This is a genomic window from Rhodococcus sp. HNM0569, assembly GCF_012726205.1.
Lineage (GTDB): Bacteria > Actinomycetota > Actinomycetes > Mycobacteriales > Mycobacteriaceae > Rhodococcus_F.
On the sequence record NZ_JAASAE010000003.1, the window covers coordinates 131805 to 156054 of the forward strand.

Annotated in this window: 20 protein-coding genes; 13 read left to right on the top strand and 7 right to left on the bottom strand. The window is 69.7% G+C overall.

The genetic code is table 11. The annotated features are described in order from the left end of the window. The first annotated feature begins 7 nt into the window (after positions 1-7). Positions 8-643: a class I SAM-dependent methyltransferase gene (locus HCA44_RS05205; RefSeq protein ID WP_169647471.1), complete on the top strand. Its 636-nt coding sequence runs from the start codon at positions 8-10 to the stop codon at positions 641-643. A gap of 108 nt (positions 644-751) precedes the next feature. Here HCA44_RS05205 and HCA44_RS05210 read toward each other — a convergent pair whose 3' ends face one another. The 3 genes from HCA44_RS05210 to kstD form a co-directional block, all read right to left on the bottom strand. Beyond that, the gene (locus tag HCA44_RS05210) at positions 752-1198 is read right to left on the bottom strand and encodes an NlpC/P60 family protein (RefSeq protein WP_240945331.1); all 447 of its coding nucleotides are present in this window, start codon (positions 1196-1198) and stop codon (positions 752-754) included. 236 nt (positions 1199-1434) lie between these two features. Then, positions 1435-2292: a MaoC/PaaZ C-terminal domain-containing protein gene (locus HCA44_RS05215; RefSeq protein ID WP_169647472.1), complete on the bottom strand. Its 858-nt coding sequence runs from the start codon at positions 2290-2292 to the stop codon at positions 1435-1437. After that, the gene (kstD, locus tag HCA44_RS05220; protein WP_206037751.1) at positions 2282-4006 is read right to left on the bottom strand and encodes a 3-oxosteroid 1-dehydrogenase; all 1725 of its coding nucleotides are present in this window, start codon (positions 4004-4006) and stop codon (positions 2282-2284) included. The genes HCA44_RS05215 and kstD overlap by 11 nt, the downstream gene beginning before the upstream one ends. Before the next feature lie 113 nt (positions 4007-4119). On the opposite strand from kstD, the gene HCA44_RS05225 reads away from it, so the two are divergent. Continuing rightward, entirely contained in the window at positions 4120-5703 is a 1584-nt protein-coding gene (locus tag HCA44_RS05225) for an FAD-binding protein (protein ID WP_169647474.1), read from the top strand. Between the two features lie 48 nt (positions 5704-5751). Here HCA44_RS05225 and HCA44_RS05230 read toward each other — a convergent pair whose 3' ends face one another. Together HCA44_RS05230 and HCA44_RS05235 are read right to left on the bottom strand one after the other, a co-directional pair. After that, a complete protein-coding gene (locus tag HCA44_RS05230; RefSeq protein ID WP_169647475.1) occupies positions 5752-6093 on the bottom strand; it encodes a hypothetical protein in 342 nt (113 codons plus the stop codon). 30 nt (positions 6094-6123) lie between these two features. Then, a complete protein-coding gene (locus HCA44_RS05235; RefSeq protein ID WP_169647476.1) occupies positions 6124-7287 on the bottom strand; it encodes a Rieske 2Fe-2S domain-containing protein in 1164 nt (387 codons plus the stop codon). Between the two features lie 187 nt (positions 7288-7474). Here HCA44_RS05235 and hsaA point away from each other — a divergent pair, with 187 nt between their 5' ends. From hsaA to hsaB, 4 genes are read left to right on the top strand one after another with little or no spacing between them, the layout of a single operon-like run. Next, positions 7475-8650 (top strand): 3-hydroxy-9,10-secoandrosta-1,3,5(10)-triene-9,17-dione monooxygenase oxygenase subunit, encoded by a 1176-nt coding sequence (gene hsaA, locus HCA44_RS05240; RefSeq protein ID WP_169647477.1) that lies wholly within the window; start codon positions 7475-7477, stop codon positions 8648-8650. 11 nt (positions 8651-8661) lie between these two features. After that, positions 8662-9549 carry a 4,5:9,10-diseco-3-hydroxy-5,9,17-trioxoandrosta-1(10),2-diene-4-oate hydrolase gene (gene hsaD, locus HCA44_RS05245; protein ID WP_169647478.1) on the top strand — a complete coding sequence of 296 codons (888 nt, stop codon included), beginning with the start codon at positions 8662-8664 and terminating at the stop codon, positions 9547-9549. Next, the gene (gene hsaC / locus HCA44_RS05250) at positions 9549-10448 is read left to right on the top strand and encodes an iron-dependent extradiol dioxygenase HsaC (RefSeq protein ID WP_169647479.1); all 900 of its coding nucleotides are present in this window, start codon (positions 9549-9551) and stop codon (positions 10446-10448) included. The genes hsaD and hsaC overlap by 1 nt, the downstream gene beginning before the upstream one ends. Positions 10449-10474: 26 nt before the next feature. Beyond that, positions 10475-11038, top strand: a complete 564-nt coding sequence (hsaB, locus tag HCA44_RS05255) for a 3-hydroxy-9,10-secoandrosta-1,3,5(10)-triene-9,17-dione monooxygenase reductase subunit (protein ID WP_169647480.1) — start codon at positions 10475-10477, stop codon at positions 11036-11038. 18 nt (positions 11039-11056) lie between these two features. Here the strand turns inward: hsaB and HCA44_RS05260 are convergent, their stop codons facing one another. After that, complete coding sequence (locus HCA44_RS05260) at positions 11057-11773, bottom strand: acetoacetate decarboxylase family protein (protein WP_169647481.1); 717 nt, start codon at positions 11771-11773, stop codon at positions 11057-11059. Positions 11774-11873: 100 nt separating this feature from the next. Between HCA44_RS05260 and HCA44_RS05265 the strand changes: the two genes are divergently transcribed. From HCA44_RS05265 to recD, 6 genes are all read left to right on the top strand, one after another. Beyond that, positions 11874-12140, top strand: a complete 267-nt coding sequence (locus tag HCA44_RS05265) for a hypothetical protein (protein ID WP_169647482.1) — start codon at positions 11874-11876, stop codon at positions 12138-12140. 84 nt (positions 12141-12224) lie between these two features. Further along, a complete protein-coding gene (locus HCA44_RS05270) occupies positions 12225-13373 on the top strand; it encodes an RNA-guided endonuclease TnpB family protein (protein WP_169647483.1) in 1149 nt (382 codons plus the stop codon). A 61-nt stretch (positions 13374-13434) separates the two neighbouring features. Further along, positions 13435-13806, top strand: coding sequence for an NAD(P)H-dependent oxidoreductase (locus HCA44_RS05275; RefSeq protein ID WP_346764615.1), 372 nt, complete (start codon positions 13435-13437; stop codon positions 13804-13806). Positions 13807-13869: 63 nt separating this feature from the next. Then, positions 13870-17145 (top strand): exodeoxyribonuclease V subunit gamma, encoded by a 3276-nt coding sequence (gene recC, locus HCA44_RS05280; RefSeq protein ID WP_169647484.1) that lies wholly within the window; start codon positions 13870-13872, stop codon positions 17143-17145. Then, complete coding sequence (locus HCA44_RS05285) at positions 17142-20453, top strand: UvrD-helicase domain-containing protein (protein ID WP_346764586.1); 3312 nt, start codon at positions 17142-17144, stop codon at positions 20451-20453. The genes recC and HCA44_RS05285 overlap by 4 nt, the downstream gene beginning before the upstream one ends. Further along, positions 20450-22345: an exodeoxyribonuclease V subunit alpha gene (gene recD, locus HCA44_RS05290; RefSeq protein ID WP_169647486.1), complete on the top strand. Its 1896-nt coding sequence runs from the start codon at positions 20450-20452 to the stop codon at positions 22343-22345. Before HCA44_RS05285 ends, recD begins: the two co-directional genes overlap by 4 nt. Positions 22346-22372: 27 nt before the next feature. On the opposite strand, the gene HCA44_RS05295 is transcribed toward recD, so the two are convergent. Next, entirely contained in the window at positions 22373-23248 is an 876-nt protein-coding gene (locus tag HCA44_RS05295) for an aldo/keto reductase (protein WP_169647487.1), read from the bottom strand. Between the two features lie 108 nt (positions 23249-23356). Between HCA44_RS05295 and HCA44_RS05300 the strand changes: the two genes are divergently transcribed. Continuing rightward, on the top strand, positions 23357-24175 hold the full coding sequence (locus tag HCA44_RS05300) for an HAD-IIB family hydrolase (protein ID WP_169647488.1): 819 nt from the start codon (positions 23357-23359) through the stop codon (positions 24173-24175). The last annotated feature ends 75 nt before the right edge of the window (positions 24176-24250 follow it).

Sequence of the window (24250 nt, forward strand, 5' to 3'; positions counted from 1 at the left end):
TCGACGGGTGAATCAGCCCGGATACGACGCCGCAGCAGCTCTCTACGCCGAGATGTTTCCGACCGCCTACCAGAGCACACTCGAGCAGTATGTCGTCGCCGCGTTCGCCGACCATGTGTACGAACACGCCTCCGGTGGCTTCGTGCTCGACATCGGCTGCGGGATCGGCCACGTCACCGCAGATCTTGCGGATCGGGGGCTCGACGTTCTCGGTGTCGAACCCAGCCGCGGGATGCTGGACATCGCTCGCCGTGAACATCCCGGGCTGCGTTTCGCGCACGACGACGCCGCGCTCGGGGCCACCGCCGTCGAAGGCAGGGCGCTCGCGGGCGTGCTGGCGCGCAGCAGTCTCATCCACCTACCACCGCGGGAGGTGCCGGCCGTGCTGGCGGGCTGGGCGGCACGAATGGAGCCCGGCGGCGTGGTCCTGATCGCAGGCCAGGCCACCGACACTCCCGGCGCCGTCGAGGAATTCGACCATGCGGTCGCGCCTGCATGGCGATGGCATCCCGATCGGGTGTCCGAGGCGCTCTCGGCCGCGGGTTTCGACGAACTGTGGCGCACGCTGAGCAGGCCCGATGCCGGTCAGCGGTTCCCGGTCTCGCATGTGCTCGCTCGTCGCCGAGGCAGCTCCGACTCCTGACCTTGCTGCCGCTCCCCGGCTTGTTCCGCCGCTGACGCAGTTGTGTACGCGGCACTACAGACCGGGGAGCGGCCGCGGCGCCCCCAGGGCTGGATTCACCGGACCGGGTCAGAAACGGCGGATGTCGTACACGTGGAACTGCGACAGCGGCGTCAGCCCCACGGGAACGCCCACGCCGTAGGCATTGAACACCTGGCCGAAGCCCGCGTAGATGCCGATGTGCGACGCGTCGGGATTCAGCACCACGATGTCGCCGGGCGCGAGGGCCCACAGCGGGATGCTCGTGCCCACCTCCGCCTGCTCCCAGGTCGTGCGGGGGAGGTCGACGCCTGCCTGCCGGAAAGCCCACTGCACCAGCGCCGAGCAATCCCACGCGTCGGGACCGACGCCGCCCCACAGGTACGGCTTGCCGGTCTGCGTCGTCGCGGCCGCGAGCGCGGCGAGGCCGGTGGGCGTGGGAATCGGCATCGGGACGAACGCCGAGCCCGACGAGCTTCCCGAACTGCTGCCGCTGTCGGCGACGGGCGCCGCGGTGGCGGGACCGCCGCAGAGCAGGCCGGCGGCGACCGCGGCCGCTGCCGCGGTGGTCGCAACGCGAACGTACGACAGACGTCGAGCCACGGGTGGACCCCTTTCGGTCGATCACGAGGGACCCGGTGGCGGTCAGGCGTGCTCCGTTGCAGCCCCGCGCATCACTCCGGGCATCGAAAGGCTATCGACGCCCGGAGTGGTGCATGAGTGGTTTGGGGCAATTCGTGAGAACGGCGAGGCCGGCGTGGCGACGAGCTCGGCTACGCGAGCGTGAGCACCACGTCCGCGAGCGCGGGCGCCTCACGTTCGACGACACCCGCGGTCGCGAGGACGCGTCCCTCCTCCCGCCAGCACGACACCTCGAGCGTCTCGCCCGGGAACACGACGCCCGCGAACCGCGCGGAGAAGCCGCCGACCGCGGTGGGGTCTGCCGAGAGCAGCCCGTCGACGATCGCGCGCTGCACGATGCCGTACGTGCACAAGCCGTGCAGGATCGGCGCGGGAAAACCTGCTGCGACGGCGAACTCGGGCGACGAATGCAGCGGGTTGCGGTCTCCGCACATCCGGTACAGCAGCGCCTGCTGCGGCAGCGTGCGTACGCGCAGCGTCTCGTCGGCGGGACGATCCGGATACGCGACCGATTCGGACGGGCCGCGTTCGCCGCCGAAGCCGCCCTCGCCGCGAGCGAAGATCGACGAGCGCGTGGTCCACAGCGGTTCGCCGTCCAGGTCGGTTGTGACCCCCTCCTGCACGATGACGGCAGCCTTGCCCTTGTCCCACACCTCGGCGATACGCGTCGTGGTGCGTGCCTTGCCTTCCGCGGGGATCGGCCGGTGCACCGTCACCGCCTGCGACCCGTGCACCACCTTGGCGAGGTCGATCTCGATGCCCGGGAACGACACCGCCGGGGGCTCGGTGGCGTGGAAGCTCGGCGCCACCGTCGCGAACCCGGGCAGTACCACCGGCGAGCGGTCGTCGAGGTAGCGCAACTCGGCCTCGTCGAGAGGATGCTCACCCGCGCCGAGCGCGAGGTGATAGGTCTGCACGTCCGATGCGGTCCACGCGAACTCCGTGGTGGGCAGTTCCGCGCCGAGCGCAGTCGACAGATCAATGGGCATCGCTGGTCTCCTCCGTTGTCGCGGGTCCCGTCGACTCGGCCTGCGGGCTCGGCTCGAGCAGGTCGAGGACCGCGAGATAGCCGAACGTCATGGCGGGGCCGATCGTAGCGCCGGGACCGGCGTAGGTATGCCCCATGACGGGTGCGCTCGCATTGCCCGCGGCGTACAGCCGGTCGATCACGGTTCCGTCCTCGCGCAGCACCCGCGCGTGCTCGTCGGTGCGCAGGCCGCCCTTCGTGCCGAGGTCGCCCGGCACCATCTTGATCGCATAGAACGGGGCCTTGTCGATCACGCCGAGGCTCGGGTTCGGCTTGTTGAGCGGATCGCCGTAGTAGTGGTCGTATCCGCTGTCGCCGCGGCCGAAATCCTGGTCCTTGCCGGAGCGGGCGAAGTCGTTGAACCGGCCGACGGTCGTGCGCAGCGCGTCGACGGGCACGCCCATCTTCTCGGCGAGAGCGTCGATCGACTCGGCCTTGACGACGACGCCTGCCTTCAGCCAGCGCGACGGGAAAGGCGCCCGCGGCGTGATGCCCGCGAACGTGTAGCGGTTGCGGTAGCGCTGGTCGAGCACGAGCCAGCACGGGATGTTCTCGCCCGGGCCGTCGCCCTGGCCGTACCGGCCCCCGTACATCGCGTGCGTCGCCTCGACGTACGGCGCCGACTCGTTGACGAACCGGTCGCCGCGGTCGTTGACCATGATGCAGCCGGGCAGGCTGCGCTCGGACAGCGCGAACCACGGCCCGCCGGTGAGCGGCATCGACGGGCCCCACCACGCGTCGTCCATGAACTCGAGTGCACCACCGGCCTTCTCGCCCGCCCAGATACCGTCGCCGGTGTTGGCCTTCGCGCCGACGGTCCATTCGGTGCCGATCGGGGCGCGCTGGTAGGTCTTGCGCGCGGCGTCGTTGTGCTCGAATCCGCCCGATGCGATCACGACGCCGCGGCGGGCGTGGAATTCCCGTGGCTGCCCGTCGACGGTCGCGGTGACCCCGGTGACCGCACCGGACTCGTCGACGATCAGATCGGTGAGCGGCGTGCCCAGCAGCACCGGCACGTCGGCGTCGGCGAGGCCCGCACGCAGCCCGGCCGCAAGTGCCTGGCCGCGCACGAGGAGGTGCTTGCCGCGCATCTTCGCGGCGAGGAAGCGCAGCCCGACACGGGCCGCGCGCAGCGGACCGCGTGGGTTGCGCATCAGGAGGTTGAGCCAGCGGTAGTCGGCCTGCGTGATGACGAAGTTCGTGGGGGCCTTGACATAGTCGGGTTCGAGTTCGGGGAGCAGGTCGCCGAGGCGTCGTCCGTCGAACGGCGTGGGTTCGACGGACCGTCCGCCGAGTCGTCCGCCGGGGGCTTCGGGGTAGTAGTCGGAGTAGCCGGGCACCCACTGCAGTTCGAGCGGGCTGTTCGCGAGTACGAACGACAGCATCTCGGGGCCGTGTTCGAGGTAGGCGTCGATCCGTTCCTTGGGAACGACGTCGCCGATGATCGAGTAGAGGTAGTCGCGTGCCGCCTCGGGGGTGTCGTCCACTCCCGCGGCTTCGAGAGCTTCGTTACCGGGGATCCACACGCCGCCACCCGAGCGGGCGGTCGAACCACCGTAGTGGTCGGCCTTCTCGAGGACGACGACGCTCAGGCCGTGACGGGCCGCGGTGAGTGCCGCCGTCATCCCACCCGCGCCGCTGCCCACCACTACGACGTCGTACGCACTGTCATTCATGTAGAACACGTTATAGAATTGCCCCGCTCGTGGTCCAGATCTGTCGTGTTACAGCAGGTCGTAGCCGGACCGGAGGTGACCAGCAACGTGTTCCAACCTGTGAGGGGTGGCCGGTGGCCGAGATCGTGACGGACGTCGTCGTCGTGGGGTTCGGGGGAGCGGGCGCCGCCACGGCGCTCGAGGCACGCGAGAACGGGGCGGACGTCGTCGTGCTCGAAGCCCGCACGGGCGGCGGTGCCACCACCATCTCGGGTGGCATCTACTACGCGGGCGGCGGCACGTCGATCCAGCGCGACGCGGGCATCGCCGACACTCCGGCGCAGATGCTCGACTACCTGACGTTCGAGGTCGGCGAATCCGTTGCACCCGAGACGCTGCGCCGTTTCGTCGACCAGAGCACCGACAATCTCGAGTGGATCATGGGCCACGGCGTCCCGTTCGACGCCTCGGTGTGCCCGTACAAGACGTCGTTCCCGACGAACGACTACTACCTGTACTTCTCGGGCAGCGAGGCGTCGGGCGCCGCGCGCGCTGTGACGCCACCCGTGCAGCGTGGCCACCGCGCGAAAGGTCGAGGTGCGTCGGGAAAGATGATCTTCGAGCCGCTCGCCGCCGCTACCCGGCGCTCGGGTGCAGACGTGCTGCTGCAGACGTGGGTCACCGATCTCGTGGTCGAGGAGGGCCGCGTCGTCGGAGTACGGGCACGCACGCTGCGCGACGCGCCCGCTCGGGTGCGTGCGCTTCATGCCCGTCTCGCGAAGTTGTCGTCGAAGCCCGGTGTCTACGCGCCCCAGTTGCGCGCCGCCCTCGAATACGCGATCCGACGCCTCGAACGCCGCCACGGCACCGACCTCGTCGTGCGGGCGCGCTCCGGGGTCGTGCTCACCACTGGCGGTTTCGTGTCGTCGCGCGAGCTCATGGCCGAGCATGCGCCCGAGTTCACGGGCGGCATCCCGCTCGGCACCGCGCTCGACGACGGCAAGGGCATCACGATGGCCACCGAACTGGGCGCCGGTACGGCACACATGAATTCGGTGTCGGCATGGCGGTTCATCTCGCCGCCCAGCGGGTTCCTCAGCGGGCTGATCGTCGACCGCGCGGGCAACCGTATCGTCGACGAATCCCGCTACGGCGCCGCGGTCGGCGATGCGCTGGTCCGCAAGGCGGGCAGGCACGGCTGGTTGCTGGTCGACGCACCCCTCGACGCGGAATCGCGTGCGCTGCTGCCGAAACAGTCGTTGTGGTTCCAGCGCATCCAGGCGACCGGACTGCTGCGCACCGCGGTGCGGGGCGACACGATCGAAGACGTCGCGCGCCGCGCGGGCATCGATCCCGACGGGCTGCGGCGCACGGTCGACGCCACCAACGACGCGATCCGCGACGGCAAACCCGACGAGATGGACAAGTACGACGACTTCCGGCGCGTGCTCGAGACAGGCCCGTTCACGCTGTACGACGTCGGCGTCAAGCCGAATCCGATGAACCCGTGCCCGATGCTCACGCTCGGCGGGTTGACGGTCGACGAGACGAGCGGCGCCGTGTTGCGCACCGACGGATCCACGATCGACGGTCTGTACGCGGCAGGCCGCGCCGCCGCAGGCGTGTGCGCCACGTCCTACGTCAGCGGATTGTCCATCGCCGACTGCATTTTCGCGGGCAGGCGGGCGGGGCGCAGCGCGGCGCTCGCCCCGGCCTGAGGCAGATCAGGCGGGTCGGTTGTCGATCAGCCTGCGCGCCTTGCCCGCTCACGCGGACGGGTCTCGGACCTCCACGAGTCCTTCGGCGACCGCGTAGTCGATGCTTGCTCGGAGGTGGGGGCAGCCCTGCTGCGCCGCAGAGGGCTGCCCCGCCTCGAGCCGCTCACGAAACACCGGGCACCGGCTTGCCGGTGACTCCTGCCATTCGATGCTCGTGTGCTTGGGGCTGTTCTTGCGAACGAGCACGCACGCCCCACACGTGCCGCACTGTACGTCCGCGAGCCCCGATTCGAGGTACTCGGCCTTGTCGACCGTGGTCTGGGCGTGCACGGCCGCGAGACGCTCCGGCTGATCGGCGAAGTTCGGCGCCTTCGCCCATTCCACAGTCATCGACCCAGTCCTCCTGTCACACCCGGTTTGTCACACCTTGGCGCCGTCGGAGCCCGCGGCGCTCTCCGCGGCCTCCTTCTCGGCCTTCTGTCGCGCGAGATTCTCCGCGACCTCGGCCTCCCACGACTCGATGGCGCGGCTGGTGTCGATCTCGAACTCGAAGCGCTGAGTCATCTTCGGGTCGATGTCGGCGACGTCGACGTAGAACTGCTCGTACCAGCGGCGCAGCTGGTAGACCGGGCCGTCCTCCTCGCACAGCAGCGGATTCTCGATCTTGGTCTTGTTCTTCCAGATCTCGACGTCCTGCTCGAAGCCCATCGCCACGCCTTCGGTGAACTTGCGGGCGAGCTTGTCGGTGGACTTCTCGTCGAGGCCCTTGGGCTTCTCGACGCTCACGCCGTACATGAGCATGAACGAGTCGTGCGTGATCGGGTAGTGGCAGTTGATCAGCACGCTCTCGACCTTGTAGCCGCTGTAGTCGTTGTGCAGCCAGTTGATCATGTACGAGGGCCCGTAGTACGAGGCTTCGGAGTCGAGGACCGACTCGCCGTACTGCGTGCCCATGTTGCCGACGTCGGGCCTGCCGTGGTTCTGCAGGTACTGCGTCGCGACGTGACCCTCGAAGACGTTCTTGAAGTACTTCGGGAAACCGAAGTGCACGTAGAAGAAGTGCGCCATGTCGACGACGTTGTCGATGATCTCGCGGCAGTTCGAGCCCTTGACCTCGAGACGGTGCCATTCCCAGTCGGTCCACTCGTCGGTGCCGTAGCCCTCGATCTCGGGAATGGTGATGTCGTCGGGCGGCGGATTGCCTTCCGGGTCGTTCCACACGAACAGTTGCCCGTTGCGCTGCAGCGTCGTCCACGAGCGCGTGCGCGCAAGCGGGGGCACGCGGCGTGCGTAGGGGATGTCGGTGCACTTGCCGTTGCCGCCCCAGCGCCAATCGTGGAACGGGCAGGCCACCGAGTCGCCCTTGACGGTGCCCTGGCTCAGGTCGCCGCCCATGTGCCGGCAGTACGCGTCGAGCACGTTGATCTTGCCCTCGCTGTCGGCGAAGACGACGAGCTTGGTGCCGAACGCCTGGACCGAGTGCGGCTTGCCGTCGGCGAACTCCTTTTCGAGGCCGAGGCAGTGCCAACCACGCGCGAAGCGTGTCGGCGTGGCTCCCACATCGATCTCGCGTATCCCGGCCATGACCCCTCACTTTCTACGGTTCGTATCGCTAGAACACGTTATAGAAATCGTACCTCGCGCGCCAGTCCCGAGTGGAGTCCTGGGCAAATTATCCGTAACTGACCTGCTTGTTTGTCGTGACCTCGACAAGAATAAGAACGTGTTCTAGTGTTGAAACGCATACCGTCCGACGAGACAGGAGAGTCCGGTGGGTGACGACGAGAGTCACGAGGTGAGGAAGCGTCTCGAGGCGTTGGTCCCGCAGCTGCGCGATCGCGCGCAGGAAGCCGAAGACGCGCGTCGGGTTCCGGAGGAATCGGTCAAGGCGCTGCAGGAGGCAGGCTTCTTCCGCCTGCTCCAGCCCTCGCAGTGGGGTGGCTACGAAGCCGACCCGGTGCAGTTCTACTCCGCCGTGCGGACGATCGCGGCCGCGTGCGGATCGACCGGCTGGGTGGCGTCGATCATCGGCGTGCACAACTGGCATCTCGCGCTGTTCCCGCAGCAGGCGCAGGAAGACGTGTGGGGCGAGGACACCGACGTGCGGATCTCGTCGTCGTACGCCCCGATGGGTGCAGGCGAGGTGGTCGACGGCGGCTACAAGGTCAACGGAGCGTGGGCCTGGTCGTCGGGCTGCGATCATGCCGACTGGGCCGTACTCGGCGGCCCGGTGATCAAGAACGGCAAGCCCGTCGACTTCGTGAGCTTCCTGATCCCGCGCACCGACTACCGCATCGACGACGTCTGGAATGTCGTGGGCCTCAAGGGCACCGGTTCCAACACCGTCGTCGTCGAGGACGTCTTCGTGCCGCGCCACCGAGTCCTGAGCTTCAAGGCGATGAACGATCTCACCGCTCCCGGGCTCGAGCGCAACACCGCGCCGGTCTACCGGATGCCGTGGGGCACCATCCATCCCACCACCATTTCGGCGCCCATCGTGGGCATGGCGTACGGCGCCTACGACGCCCACGTCGAGCACCAGGGCAAGCGCGTGCGCGCGGCGTTCGCAGGCGAGAAGGCGAAGGACGACCCGTTCGCGAAGGTGCGTATCGCGGAGGCCGCGAGTGACATCGACGCAGCGTGGCGTCAGCTGATCGGCAATGTCGCCGACGAGTACGCACACATCGTCGCGGGCGAGGAGGTGCCTTTCGAGCTGCGCCTCAAGGCGCGCCGCGACCAGGTGCGAGCCACCGGCCGGGCCATCACGTCGATCGACAAGCTGTTCGAGAGTTCGGGAGCCACGGCGCTCAACAACGGCACCGCGCTGCAGCGGTTCTGGCGCGACGCGCACGCCGGTCGGGTACACGCCGCCAACGATCCCGAGCGCGCGTACACGATGTTCGGCTCCGCGGAGTTCGGGCTTCCGGTCACCGACACGATGGTCTGAGGGGAGCTTTCGTGACACTCGCCGACGCTGCCGTCGACTACGACACCACATCCCGCTACGCGCAGGTGCGGCCGGACCTGAAGCTGCACTACCACGAAGCGGGCCAGCAGAATTCGACGACGATCATCCTGTTGCACGGCGGCGGACCGGGGGCGTCGTCGTGGTCGAACTTCTCGCGCAACATTCCGGTGCTCGCCGAGACGTTCCACGTGATCGCGGTCGACCAGCCGGGCTTCGGCCGCTCCGACAAGCCCACCGACCATCCGCAGTACTTCACGCACAGTGCCTCGGCGCTGAAGGATCTGCTCGACACGCTCGACATCACCGGGCGCGTGCACCTGCTGGGCAACTCGCTCGGCGGCGGCACCGCTGTGCGCTTCGCGCTCGATCATCCGGACCGCGCAGGCCGTCTCGTGCTCATGGGGCCGGGTGGTCTCAGTGTCAACGTGTTCGCGCCCGATCCGACGGAAGGTGTCAAGAACCTGGGCCGGTTCAGCGCACCGCCGGAGGGGCCCACCCGCGACAAGCTCGAAGCGTTCCTGCGGGTCATGGTGTACGACCAGTCGCTCATCACGCCCGAACTCCTCGACGAACGGTTCGCCAACGCGAGCACGCCCGAATCGATCGAGGCGATGAAGGCGATGGGCAAGTCCTTCTCCGGTCCGGACTTCGAGCAGGGCATGTTGTGGCGCGAGGCATACAAGCTCCGCCAGCGTGTGCTGCTCGTGTGGGGCCGCGAGGACCGCGTCAACCCGCTCGACGGCGCACTGGTCGCACTCAAGACGATCCCGCGCGCGCAGCTGCACGTGTTCGGTGGCTGCGGCCACTGGGCGCAACTCGAGAAGTTCGACGAGTTCAACCGGCTCGCAACCGAGTTCCTCACCGACGGAGGCAAGTGATGGGTATCCGTTCGCTCGGCTACATGCGCATCGAAGCGACCGACATGGACGCGTGGCGCGAGTACGGGCTCAAGGTCCTCGGCATGATCGAGGGCAAGGGCTCGAATCCGGACGCGCTCTACCTGCGGATGGACGACTTCCCGGCCAGACTGGTCATCGTGCCCGGCGAACACGACCGCCTCGCGGTGTCGGGCTGGGAGACGGCGAACGCCGGCGAGCTCGACGAGGTGCGGGAGCGACTGTCCGCCAACGGCATCGCCTTCAAGGAAGGCACGGCCGACGAGCTCGCCGACCGTCGCGTCGACGGGCTGATCAGCTTCCAGGATCCGTCCGGCAACACGCTCGAAGCCTTCCATGGTGCAGCGCTCGAACACCGTCGCGTCGTGAGTCCGTACGGCCACCGGTTCGTCACGGGCGAGCAGGGTCTCGGGCATGTCGTACTCACCACCGACGACGACCAGGCGTCGCTCCTGTTCTACCGCGACGTGCTGGGCTTCCGCCTGCGCGACTCGATGCGGCTTCCGCCGCAGGCCGTCGGCAGGCCCGCCGACGGAGAGCCGGCGTGGCTGCGCTTCTTCGGCTGCAACCCGCGCCACCACAGCCTTGCGTTCCTGCCGCTGCCCAATCCCACCGGCATCGTGCACCTCATGGTCGAGGTCGAGAACTCCGACGACGTCGGCCTGTGCCTCGACCGCGCACTGCGGCGCAAGGTGCCCATGTCGGCGACGCTGGGCCGGCATGTCAACGACCTCATGCTGTCGTTCTACATGAAGACGCCCGGCGGCTTCGACGTCGAGTTCGGCTGCGAAGGACGGCAAGTCGAGGACGACGATTGGATCGCCCGCGAGAGCACCGCCGTGAGCCTGTGGGGACACGACTTCACGGTGGGTCTCAAGTAGTCGGGTTTCGAGTAACAGGAGTGGGTATGACCGGCACCGCAGAGATCGACGGACGCACGTTCCGCAACGTGCTCGGGCAGTTCTGCACGGGCGTCACGATCGTCACGACGGTCGTCGACGGGGAGCCGGTGGGGTTCGCGTGCCAGTCGTTCGCGGCACTGTCGCTCGATCCGCCGCTCGTGTTGTTCTGCCCGACCAAGGCGTCGCGGTCGTGGGCGGCGATCGAGAAGGCCGGGCACTTCTGCGTCAACGTGCTCGCCGAGAGCCAGCAGGAAGTGTGCGCGAGGTTCGGTTCGCGTGAGCCCGACAAGTTCGCGGGCGTGCCGTGGACACCGAGCCCGCTGGGTTCGGCGGTCATCGACGGCTCGCTCGCGCACATCGACTGTGCCGTCGAGACCGTGCACGACGGTGGCGATCACTTCGTGGTGTTCGGCCGTGTGCACTCGCTCGGCGAGGTGCGCGACGAACAGCCACTGCTGTTCTACCGAGGTCAGTACAGCGGCATCGAGCCCGACAAGACCGCGCCCGCACCGCTGCGCGACGACCTCGAAGCCTTCCTCACCACCGCGTCGGAAGACACCTGGCTCTGACGGGTCGGGGCGGGGGCGTTACGACACGGGTTCCGCGTCGTGGAAGGTCATCTCGAGGTGGTCGATCGCGGCTCCGAACAGCGCGCGCTTGGGCAGGCCGAGGCCACGCAACTCGTCGGCGATGGGGTGCTCGCCCAGGCTCAACCGGGCGCCACCGAGCCCGACGCGCATCGACTTCGGGCTCATCGCCCACTCGGTGCGGCGGGTGACGCCGTCGAGATGCGAGTAGGCGGGGATCGACGTGCGCCCGAATCGGGCGGGCATCGGAAACGGCGCGGACACCGTGAGTTCGGCGATCGTCGCACCCCGCGCCGTGAGCGCTCCTCGGCGTGCGGCGTGGTCGGCGTCGAAATCGGCAAGGGTCTTGGGGAACCCCCAGATGCCACGGCCCGCGGCGAGCGTGAAGTCGCCGTCGACGGGTAGGTGCTGGATGAGGACACCGAACCGACGGCCGTCGGTGGGGTGGCGCACGAGATAGGTGACACCGAACTCGTTGTACGGACCCAGATCGCCGTCGAGGTAGTCGACGAACACGAGCATCGCGCACGTGCGGCCCGGCATCGTGGCGGCCGCACGCAGGCCAGTGTGGGCGACGACCTCGTCGACCGCGGCGGTGGGTACCGAAAAGCCGGCCATGAAGGACGTCGCACGGCGGATCTGCACGGGGGTGGTGACCACCCGATCGAGGACCGTGTGGCTCTGGGAGTTGTTCTGGATCAACTTGTTCCGTCGCATGGGCAATCCTGATCTGTCGGTCGTCCTATCGTGACAGGTGTCACGTCGGATGTCACGACCCCGACCTCCGGCAACCGAAGACCACGTCCAGGAGGCGCACATGCCCGTGTTCGGCGAACCGTACGAAGTGGGAGACGGCACGGTGATCGTCACGGTCACGCGTACGGACTGGCGCGGCCGCGACCACCCGCTCGGCCTCTACGTGGTGGGTGCACAGGGCGCCACATGGAAGCCGGCGGTGGATGCGAGCCTGCACGGTGTGATCGGCGTGCTCACGGGCTTCGTCGCTGCCGCGCTCGGCACGCTCGCGGTGCTGCGCCGTCCACCGTGGCCAGAGCTCACCGAGCGCGTCATGCGGAAGGACTGACCGGACAAGGTAGCGCGCAAGCCCGGTCGTTCAGGGCCGGGTTGGTGCCTCAATCATGTCGGTGGTAGTGGCTATGGTCCTGTTGTGCAGCTGCGATACCAGTACCGGGTCTATCCGACGCCGGGCCAGCAGGACATGCTGGCGCGGTCGTTCGGGTGTGCGCGGGTGGTGTTCAACGATGCGCTGCGTGCCCGGCAGGATGCGTATGCGGCCGGGGTGACGTTCTCGGATACCGACGTGCAGAAGCGGGTGGTCACCGGGGCGAAGAAGACTCTGGAGCGGGTGTGGCTTTCCGAGGTGGCGTCGGTGGTGTTGGTGCAGGCGTGCCAGGACGCTCGGCGCGCGTACCGGAACTGGTTCGACTCGATGTCGGGGAAGCGGAAGGGCCGCAAGGTCGGGGCGCCGCGATACAAGTCGCGCAAGGACAATCGGCAGGCGATCCGGCTCACCCGCAACGGCTTCGGTATCCGCGGCAACCGGAAGCTGTATGTCGCGAAGGTCGGCGAGTTGAAGGTGGCGTGGTCGAGGGATCTGCCGTCGGTGCCGTCGTCGGTGACGATCATCGAGGACTCTGCGGGCCGGTATTTCGCCTCGTTCGTCGTCGCGGTCGACCAGGCTCCGCTGCCCGACGTCGATGCCGAGGTCGGTATCGACTTGGGTCTGACCACGTTTGCGGTGCTCTCGGATGGGAGGGTCGTCGAGTCGCCGAGGTTTCTGCGGCGTGCGGAGCGCACGCTCCGCAAGGCGCAGCAGACCCTTTCTCGCAAGGAGAAGGGCAGTAGGAATCGGGCGAAGGCCCGGTGGAAGGTCGCTCGGGCGCACGCCCGGGTTGCCGATTCGCGTCGCAACTTCGTGCACCAGCAGTCCACGGTGATCATCCGCGACAGCCAAGCGGTGTATGTCGAGGACCTGGCGGTGTCGGGGCTGGCGCGCACTCGGTTGGCGAAGTCGGTGCACGACGCCGGGTGGGGCATGTTCACCCGGATGCTCGAGGAGAAAGCCGCACGATATGGGCGGACCTTCGTGAAGATCGACCGCTGGCTCCCGTCGTCCCAGACCTGCTCGGCGTGTGGAGTGGTCGACGGGCCGAAGCCGCTCTCGATTCGAGAGTGGACGTGTGCAGCGTGTGGTGCGGTCCACGACCGCGACCTGAACGCTGCGAAGAACATTCTCGCCGCAGGACGTGCGGAGAGGTTAAACGCCTGCGGAGGGACCGTAAGTCCTGCCGCGTAGCGGAAGGCAAGTCCCAGTGAAACAGGAACCCACCGAGGGGGCACATCGTGCCGCTGTAGGAATCCCGGTCGTTCACGGCCGGGAGGACGTCAAGGCCGCGGTCGAATCCGTCGCGTCGTCGGACCTGGTGGTGTTCGCGAGCCCGACGTTCAAGGCGACGTACACCGGCGTCTTGAAGTTGTTCCTCGACCAGTTCGCCACCGGCGAGGGGCTGAAGGACGTGGTGGCGGTGCCGTTGATGTTGGGCGCCGGTCCTGCGCATGCGATGGCACCGGATCTGCTGCTCAAGCCGGTGCTGGTGGAGCTGGGTGCAACGACGCCCGCCGCGGGCCTCTATCTGATCGATTCGACGTACACGACCGACGGCCGCATCGGCGACTACGTCGCGCGGTGGGGCGGGATCGTCGGGGCCGCGTCGGCCGCTGCCTGCTGACCCGCTGTCCGACGGTATCCGTACCATCCCTGACGGAACGGGAGTCGGCCGGAGGGAGCGCGCGTGCTGAGGTTGCATCGGGCCGAGCGCACCGACACGCTCGCCGACGAACTCGCACACCTGCTCCGCACGCCACTCGACGATCCGTTCGCGCCCGAGGTCGTCTCGGTGCCGGCGAAGGGCGTCGAGCGGTGGCTCACACAACGGCTCTCCTCCTCGCTCGGCACCTCCGGAGGGGTACACGCAGACGGTGTCGCCGCCAACATCGAGTTCCCGTCGCCGACGCGTCTTGTCGACGACGTCTCGTCGGCCGCCGCGGGCATCGATCCCGACGGCGACCCGTGGGTGCCGTCGCGGCTGGTGTGGACGGTCCTGTCCGTGGTCGACGCGAGCCTGTCGGAGCCGTGGTGCGCGCCGCTGGCGCGGCATCTGGGCGGCGGCACCGACGAGTACCGCACCCGAAGACGGTTCGCGACCGCGCTGCACATCGCTCAGCTGTTCCGGTCGTACGGCGCCCAGCGGCCGCACATGCTCACCGACTGGGCCGCGGGCCGCGCGACCGACGGCGCCGGCTCCGCGGTGCCCGACGACTCGGCGTGGCAGGTGCACGTGTGGCAGCGGGTGCGTGCCGAACTCGGTGTGCCGAGTGGCGCCGAGCGGCTGGCCGACACGTGTGCGGCGCTGCGCGCCGATCCGTCGCTCACCGATCTGCCGCCGCGCGTGTCGTTGTTCGGGCCCACCCGCCTCACCACCGAGCAACTCGCGGTGGTCGCCGCGCTCTCCGCACACCGCGACGTGCACGTGTGGCTGCCGCATCCGAGCCCCACGATGTGGGACGTGCTGCGCGATCGCGCGGCACCACCGACGCGTGGCACCGACACGAGCGCGCTCGACGTGCGCCACCCCCTGCTGTCGAGCCTTTCGCGGGACGTGCGCGAGTTGCAGTTCCGCGCAGCGGGTCTCGACGAGCTCGACCTCGACGATCGGTATCACGCCGGGCCGCCGCCCGCCGCGTCTCTGCTCGGCACTCTGCAGGACGACATCGCGCACGATCGCGCGCCCAGCCGCGCCGGCGCCGACGACTCGGTGCAGGTGCACGCGTGTCACGGTCCCGCGCGTCAGGTCGAGGTGCTGCGCGACGCGCTGCTGCACGCGTTCGCCGACGACCCGACGCTCGAACCGCGCGATGTCGTCGTGATGTGCCCGGACGTCGAAACGTTCGCGCCGCTGGTGCGTGCGGTGTTCGGGCAGCCCGGCGACGGCGCGCACGAACATCCCGCACACCGCTTGCGGGTGCGGCTCGCCGACCGTGGATTGCGCCGCACCAATCCGGTGCTCGACGTCCTCGCCACCCTGCTCGGTCTCGCCGAGGGGCGGGTCACCGCGAGCGAGGTGCTCGACGTCGCGGCGGCGGGTCCGGTGCGCTGCCGGTTCGGATTCGCCGACGACGACCTCGAGAGGATCCGGCAGTGGACAGCCGAATCGGGTGCGCGGTGGGGAATCAGCGGTCGCCAGCGCGCCGAGTACGGGCTCGACGGGTTCCCGCAGAACACCTTCGGCACGGCGCTCGACCGCATCCTGCTCGGCGCATGTGCCGACGAAAGCGACGGCGGCTGGCTGGGTCTCGCGTTGCCGCTCGACGACGTCGACTCGAGCGACATCGACCTCGCCGGGCGGTTCGCCGAGTTCGTCGACCGGCTCGACGTCGTGCTGCGCCGGCTCGCGGGCCCGCACGCGGGTCGTGAGTGGGGCGACATCCTCGCGGGGGCACTCGATCTGCTCACCGACACGCCGCTGCGCGAGCGGTGGCAGGGGGTCCAGGCGCGCAGCGAACTCGCGGAGGGCACCGAGTTCGGCGGCGACGCGCCACTCGCGCTGGCCGACGTGCGCGCGATGCTGTCGGCGCGGCTCGCGGGCAGGCCCACCCGCGCGAACTTCCGCACCGGCGAGCTCACGGTGTGCACGATGGTGCCCATGCGCTCGGTGCCGCACCGTGTCGTCGCGCTCCTCGGCCTCGACGACGACGTGTTCCCGCGCTCGGCGGGTGTCGACGGCGACGATCTCACCGCACGCGATCCGCTTCTGGGCGAACGCGATCCGCGCAGTGAGGACCGGCAGCTGATGCTCGATGCGATCATGTCGGCGAGCGACCGGCTGCTCGTGTTCTACACCGGCTGCGACCCGGTGAACGGCACCGACCGGCCGCCCGCTATTCCCCTGGGCGGGCTGATGGATGTTCTCGACGCGATGACCGGGGGGCCCGCGGCGGGGGTCGTGCGCCGTCACCCGTTGCAGCCCTTCGATCCGCGCAATTTCGCCGCGCCGCGGCCGTTCGGTTTCGATCCCGCCGCGCTCGCGGGCGCACGCGCGTCGGCTGCTCCGCCGCGTCCGGTTCCCTCGCTCGGCGACGTCGTGCTCGGCGCGCCGCCGCGCAGCGACGTCGATCTGACCGAACTCGTGGCATTCCTCGTCGATCCGGCGCAGGGATTCCTGCGCCAGCGCCTCGGCTTCCGAGTGCCCGAGCGCGACGAGACGCCTGCCGACTCGTTGTCCGTCCAACTCGACGCGCTCGAACGGTGGGATGTCGGCGACCGGATGCTCCAGTCGCGGCTCGACGGCGAACCGGCCGACCGTTTCCGCGCCGCCGAGTGGCGGCGCGGCACGTTGCCGCCCTTCGGGCTCGGCAATGCCGCGCTCGCCGAGGTCGAGTTCGCGGTCGACGCGCTCGCCGCCGCGTGCGCACCGCTGTATCGGCCGGACGCGCACACTGCTTACGTCGCAGTCGATCTGGGCGACGGGAGAAGGATTACCGGCACGGTGCCGGGTATTCGCGACGGCGTCCTCGTGCGGTCGTCGTTCTCGCGGCTCGGCCCCAAGCACCGCATGACGGCGTGGGTGCAACTGCTCGCCGTCGCGGCCGACGGCCGGTACGGGCCGGTGTCGGCGGCCACGACGGGTCGAGGGTCGGGCCACCGTCCGGCGTGGCGGTCCACCCTCACCGCGCCCGGCGACGCGCTCGCGGTGCTGCGCAGGCTGGTCGATCTCCGCGACCGGGGATTGCGGCAACCGCTGCCGATCGCCCCGACCGCATCGGGTGTGTACGCCGAGCGGCGGGTCCGTGGCGACGGCCCCGACGAGGCGTACGCGGCCGCGGACAACTCGTGGTCGTCGCGCTTCGGCGACCACACCAATCGCGTCGCGACGTACCTGTACGGGCCGAAGGCGCCGTTCACGGCGGTCAGCGGGGGAGCGGGCGAGGTGGAGCCCACACGCTTCGGTGATCTCGCCGTCGAACTGTGGTCGCCTCTGCTCGGCGCGGAAACGGTGGGTCAGCCGTGAGTTTCGATGTGACGACTCCTCTTCCGCACGGCACCACCGTGCTCGAGGCCAGTGCGGGCACGGGCAAGACCTGGACGATCGTCGCGCTGGCCACGCGCTATGTGGCGGAGGGGGAGGCCGACATCTCGCAGCTGCTGCTGGTCACGTTCAGCCGTGCCGCCACGCAGGAGTTGCGTGAGCGCACGCGCGAGCGGTTCGCGGCGACGGCCGCGGCGCTGGCCGGTCCCGCGTCCGCGCGGGCGTCGGACGATCCGCTCGTCGCCCATCTCGCCACCGCCGACGACGCCGAGGTCGAGCAGCGGCGCCGCCGGCTCGTGCGCGCGCTCGCCGATTTCGACTCGGGCACGATCGTCACGACTCACAGCTTCTGCCAGCGCATGCTCGACGGCCTCGGCGTCGCGGGCGAGAACGACCCCGACGTCACGCTCGTCGAGTCGGTCGACGACCTCACCTCCGACGTCGCACGGGATCTGTACCTGCGGGCGTACGCACGCGCCGAGGACTCGCCGCCGTTCTCGCTCGACGAGGCGCACCAGCTCGCACGTGGCGCGGTGGCCGACCGGCAGTCCGCTCTCGCACCCGAGCCGGACGACGCGACCGTCGCGGGGCAGCGCGTGTTGTTCGCCCGCGCGGCCCGGGCAGAGGTCGATCGTCGTAAGAAGCTCTCGGGCACCCGAGATTTCGAGGACCTGCTCGCCCTCCTGCACGGTGTGCTCGCCGATCCCGCGCACGGCGAGGCGGCATGTGCTCGCATCCGCGCGCTGTACCGGGTCGTGCTCGTCGACGAGTTCCAGGACACCGACCCGTTGCAGTGGGAGATCATCCGCCGCGTGTTCGTCGGTCACCGCACGCTCATCCTCGTCGGCGACCCGAAGCAGGCCATCTACGCCTTCCGCGGCGCCGAGGTCCTGAGCTACCTCGACGCCGTCGCACATGCGGAGGCGCACGAGGAACTGTCGGTCAACTGGCGCACCGACGGCCCCCTGATCGAGGCGCTCGCACACCTGTACGGCGGTGCGGCGCTCGGACATCCGGACATCGCGGTGCACCCGGTCACGCCTCGTCACGAACGCTCACGCATCCACGGCACCGTGCCGCTGCGCGTGCGCTATCTCAGCCGCACGGGAGCGGGCCCGCTGGGCAAGACCGGATTTCCCGCGGTCGGCGCGCTGCGCGCGGTCGTCGCCACCGACGTCGCACACGACATCGTGCGGGTGCTGTCGGACGGCATCACCCTCGACGACGGCACGGCGGGGGAGCGGCCCGTGGCGCCCGGCGACATCGCCGTGCTGGTCCGCACGCGCAGCCAGGTCGAACTCGTGCGCGACGCGCTCGACCGCGTCGGCGTGCCGTCGGTGCTCGCTGGGGGCACGAGCGTGTTCGCCACCGAGAGCGCGACGCACTGGCTGTGGGTGTTGCAGGCGCTCGGGCAACCACACAGGTCCGACCGTGTGCGGCTCGCGGCACTCACGCCGATCCTCGGCTGGACCGCCGAACGACTCGACGCCGAGTCCGACGACATCGTGGGCCGCGTCGGCAGCGTGCTGCGCGAGTGGGCCGGGTTGTTCGAGCGCGTGGGTTTCGCCGCGGTGTACGAGCGGCTCTCGCGCGCACAGGGGCTCGACGGTGTGGCCGGCCTCGAAGAGCGGGTGCTCGCGATGCCCTCGGGCGAGCGCACTCTCACCGACATCCGGCACATCGCGCAGTTGCTGGGCAAGGTCGCGACCGAGGAGTCGATGGGGCTCGCGGAACTCACGCGTTGGCTCACCGAACGGCTCGACGACCCGACGTCGGGCAGCGCCACCGACCGTAGCCGCAGGCTGGACAGCGACGCCGCGGCCGTGCAGATCGCCACGGTGCACGCGAGCAAGGGCCTCGAATTCCCCGTCGTGTATCTGCCGTTCGCGTGGGACGCGTCGCGCAACCCCTACCCGACGACTCTTCTGTTGCACGGCGACGACGGCAGACGCGTCCTCGACGTCGGCGGCCGCAGCGGCCCCGGGTACGCCGAGCGGCGCAAGGTGGCCGATGCGGAAGAGGCGGGCGAGGAACTGCGGCTGCTGTATGTCGCACTCACGCGCGCGAAGTGCCACGTCGTCGCGTGGTGGGCGCCGTCGGCATCGACGTCACGATCGGCACTGCACCGCATGCTGTTCGGCAGGCGCGACGGGCTGAGCGAGCCCGACCAGACGGTCAAGGTGCTCGACGACGGCCCGATGTCCGCGTCCTTCGACGCGTGGCCGGCGAGTGCGAGCGCCGTCATCTCGGTCGAGCCGGCTCGCGCCGACACCCGCGGCTCGGGCGGGTGGACCGCGAAGGCCGCCGCACCCGCCGAACTGGTGGCCGCGCGGTTCGACCGCGAACTCGACACGTTGTGGCGGCGCACGTCGTACTCGGCGCTCACCGCGGCCGCGCACGACCACGCCGCCGGGACCGGAAGCGAGCCGGAGGAGCCGCAGAAGGACGACGAACCGGAGGAGCCGGACGTCCTCGCAGAGACGCCCGACGAGACCGACCACGAAGGCATTGCGTCGCCGCTCGACGAGTTTCCCGGTGGCACCGCGTTCGGCACGCTCGTCCACGAGGTCCTCGAACACGTCGACACCGCCGTACCCGATCTGGCGGCCGAGCTCACACGGAGCTGTCGCGACGCGGTCGCGACCCATCTCGCGGAGATCGATCCGGATGCGCTCGGCGCCGCGCTGGTGCCGGTGATGCACACGCCGATCGGCGACGAGACCCTCGCGTCGATCGCGCCTCTCGACCGGCTGCCCGAGCTCGACTTCGAGCTGCCGCTCGACGGCGGAGACACTCCGGCTTCCGGGCACGTGACGATAGCCGGGATCGCGGCGCTCATGCGCGAGTACCTGCCCGCGGACGACGTGCTGGCGTCGTACCCCGCGATGCTCGAGAAGGTCGAATCGTTGCCGCTGCGTGGATATCTCACGGGCAGCATCGACGCGGTCCTGCGCTTGCCCGGGCCGCGCTATGTCGTCGTCGACTACAAGACGAATCGGCTGGGCCGGGACGCGCTCACCACCGCGCACTACACACGCGAGCGCATGGCCCGCGAAATGGAGCGTTCGCACTATCCGCTGCAGGCGTTGCTGTATGCCGTGGCGCTGCACCGGTATCTGCGGTGGCGACAGCCCGGGTACGACCCCGAGAAGCATCTGGGCGGCATCCGTTATCTGTTCGTCCGCGGCATGGCAGGACCGGAGACTCCCGAGGGCTGCGGTGTGTTCGACTGGGCTCCGCCCGCCTCGCTCGTCACCGCACTGTCCGACCTGCTGGGGGGAACGCCATGACCGAGCCGCTCGTCGCGCAACGCGGAACCGGCCTGCTGCGCACCTTCGACGAGGCGGGCGTCCTGTCGCCCGCCGACGTGCACGTCGCCGAGCGCCTGCGCAAGCTCGGCGGCGAGTCGTCCGAACTCGTCTTGTTCGCGGCTGCCCTCGCGGTGCGCGCGGTGCGTTCGGGCTCGGTGTGCCTCGACGTGCGTCGTATGCGTGAGGTGACGGTCGAGGACGCCGACGAGGCCGACATCGCGGAGCTGCCGTGGCCGGACGTCGACGAGGTCGTCGCCGAGTTGCGGCGGAGCGTGCTCGTGTCGGGCGGCGACGCCGGACCGCTGCGGCCGCTGTGTCTAGCCGACTCGGACCCCGCTCCGGGGGAGGACTCCGGCGGCGAGCTGCTGTACCTGAGCCGCTACTTCCATCAGGAACAGACGATCCGCGACGTCCTCGACGCGCGGGCGGCCACGCGGCCGCCGCTCGATGCAGACCTACTGCGCGCGGGGCTCACACGGCATTTCACCGACCCGACGGGTGGACCGTCGGCCGCACCCGACCGCCAGCGCATCGCCGCCGCGCTCGCCGCCACACGGTGGACCACCGTCATCGCGGGCGGGCCCGGCACGGGCAAGACCCACACGGTCGCACGTATTCTCGCGCTGCTCGTCGAGCAGTTCGACGCACCGCCCCGCATCGGTCTCGCGGCCCCCACGGGCAAGGCAGCGGCACGGTTGCAGGAAGCGGTCGACGAGCAGTCGGTGGCGCTGGGCCTGCCGGACGGGCTCGCGGCGATGACACTGCACCGGCTCCTCGGCTGGCAACGGGGCGGCACCCGCTTCCGCTACAACGTGCACAACCGGCTTCCACACGACGTGGTGGTGGTCGACGAGACGTCGATGGTGTCGCTCACCCTCATGTGCCGACTACTCGAGGCGATGCGCGACGACGCGCGCCTCGTGCTCGTCGGTGACCCCGACCAGTTGACGTCGGTCGACGCGGGAGCGGTGCTCGCGGACCTCACCGCCCGGCCGGTGCGTGCGACGCCGGATCCGCGGTTGGGCGAACTCGTCGGCGCCGATCTCGACGCGGTCGACGATCCCGCCGAGGCCGCACTGTCGCGGTCCGAGCGAGAACGGCTGGCGGGCGGGGTGATCCGGCTCAGCCGCGGCCGCCGGTTCGGCGGTGCGATCGCCGCGCTCGCGGTCGCGGTGCGCGACGGCCGCGAAGACGACGTGCTCGCGTTGTTGCGCGGCGAGTCGCCCGAGATCTCATGGTGCGGGCCCGACGACGTCGACTCGCTGCGCCACGACGTCGTCACGACGTCGCGGGCGGTCACGGAGGCGGCACGCGACGGCCGCGTGCTCGACGCGCTCGGTGGGCTCGAGGCGCACCGCCTGCTGTGCGCACACCGAGAAGGGCCCTACGGCGTGCAGCGGTGGGCGCAGCAGGCCGTCGAGTGGGTCGGCGAGGCGGCGGGCACTCGGCTCGATCCACATGAGTGGTATCCCGGTCAACCGCTGCTCGTCACCGCGAACGACCACGAGATCCGCATCTACAACGGCGATGCGGGTGTGGTCGTCGAGCAAGCCGACGGCAGCCTCGCGGCGGCGTTCCCGCGCGGGCGCGAGGCGTACCTGCTGCATCCGAGCCAGCTGTCGGAAGTGCAGACCGTGTACGCGATGACGATTCACCGCAGTCAGGGCAGCCAGTACGACACGGTGTCGATCGTGCTGCCCGAGGAAGGCTCGTCGCTGCTCACCCGCGAGTTGCTCTACACCGCGATCACGCGCGCCCGCCGCCACGTCCGCATCCTCGGTACGGAGGATGCGGTACGCGCGGGGGTCGGGCGCCGCGTGTCGCGCGCGAGCGGGCTGCGCCGGGTGATCAGGCCGTTCCCGGCTCGTTGACCGTGTCGCCCGGGCTGCCGCGTCAGCTCACTCCGGGGCGCCCAGGTTCATGTCGTCGGGGTGGGCGCCGACGCGCGTGCCGTCGTCCAGCGTCGCGATCTCGCTCAGGTCCAGCTCGTCGAGTTCGAAGTCGAAGACGTCGATGTTCTGCGCGATGCGTTCGGTGTGCACCGACTTCGGGATGACGATCAGCCCGTTCTGCAGGTGCCACCGGACGAGCACCTGGGCGGGCGTCTTGCTGTGCCGGTCGGCGATGCGAGCGATGATCGGGTCGTCGAGGAGAGTGTTCGGCTTCGAGTCCTTGCCCCAGCCGGAGTTGCTGGTGCCGCCGAGCGGGCTCCACGACTCGACGTGGATGCCGTGGTCGTCGGCGTACGACCGGATCGCGGGCTGGGGGAGGTGCGGATGCAACTCGACCTGGTCGACTGCGGGCACAGTCTTGCCCGCCTCGAGCAGCAGGCGCAGATGGTGCGGTTCGAAGTTGCACACGCCGATCGCCTTCGCCCGGCCCGACGCGGCGATCTCCTCGAGCGCGTCCCACGTGCGCAGGAGGCGTTCGCTGTCCTGCAGCGGCCAGTGGATCAGGTACAGGTCGACGTAGTCGGTGCCGAGTCGCTGCAGGCTCGCGTCGAAGGCCGCCAGGGCGCGCTCGTAGCCCTGGTCGGAGTTCCACAGCTTCGTCGTCAGGAAGATGTCCTCGCGCGGCACCGACGATGCGCGGATGCCGCGTCCGACGCCTTCCTCGTTGCCGTAGGCCGCGGCGGTGTCGATGTGCCGGTAGCCGGCGTCGTCGAGCGCGTAACGCACCGCATTCTCGGTCTCGTCGTTGCTCGCCTGCCAGACTCCCAGGCCGAGCTGCGGGATCGTGGTTCCGGAGTTCAGGGTGATCGTGGGAGTGGTCATGCTCCGACACTACGTCCCCCTCGTGAGTACTTTGCGAGTCTCCGCACGCCTGTTTCGCTCACGTACGCCGTGAACGGGGACAACGCCGGCCGTGGCACGATGCAGGTCGTGAAGGACATCCTGCTCGTTGCGACCGACCTCGACGGCACGCTGCTGCGTTCGGACCACACGGTCTCGTCCCGCACGGCCGCGGCGATGGCGGCGGCGCGTGACGCAGGCATCGAGATCGTGTGGGCGACGGCCCGCGCGCGGCACTCCGTGGGCGACCTCGCGTGCGCGGCCGGCTTCCGTGGGCTCGCGGTGTGCGCGAACGGGGCCGTCGCGCTCGACCTGGCCGACGGCACTCCGGTCGTCACCGGCACGGTCGACATCGAGATCGAGGCCGCCGCGGCGGCGATGAAAGCGGTGCGGGAGGTGCTGCCGGGCGTCGTGTTCGCCAATGTCGGGCCGACGTCCTTCGTCGCCGAACCGCGGTATGCGGCGCTGTGCGAGTTCGTCGACCACTACCGTCACCCGCACGAGATGGATCTGGCCGACGCGCTGCCGTCGATCGCGGAGCCGATGGTCAAGATCGTCGCGCGTCACCCGGACGTGCCCGCGGCCGAGCTGTACCGCATGGTCCTCGCGTCCGCGGTGCCCGGAATCGCCGTCACGCATTCCGGTGCGCCGTACATCGAGATGGCCGCGAGCGGTGTGTCGAAGGCCGCGGCGCTCGCCGAACTGTGCGCCGTCAAGGGCATCAGCGTGGATCAGGTCGCCGCTGCGGGCGACGCCGTCAACGACATCCCGATGCTCGAGTGGGCGGGCACCGCGCTCGCGCCCGCCAACGCGCTGCCGGAGGTCGCGGCGCTCGCGCACCGCATGCTGCCGTCGAACGACGACGACGGCGTCGCGCACTTCCTCGAACAGCTCGTCGCCTCGCGCTGACAGCCGCACCCCTATTACGCGTCCGCACCCCGACTCGCCGGGCGAATCGGGGTGCGGACGACAAGTGAGGGTGCG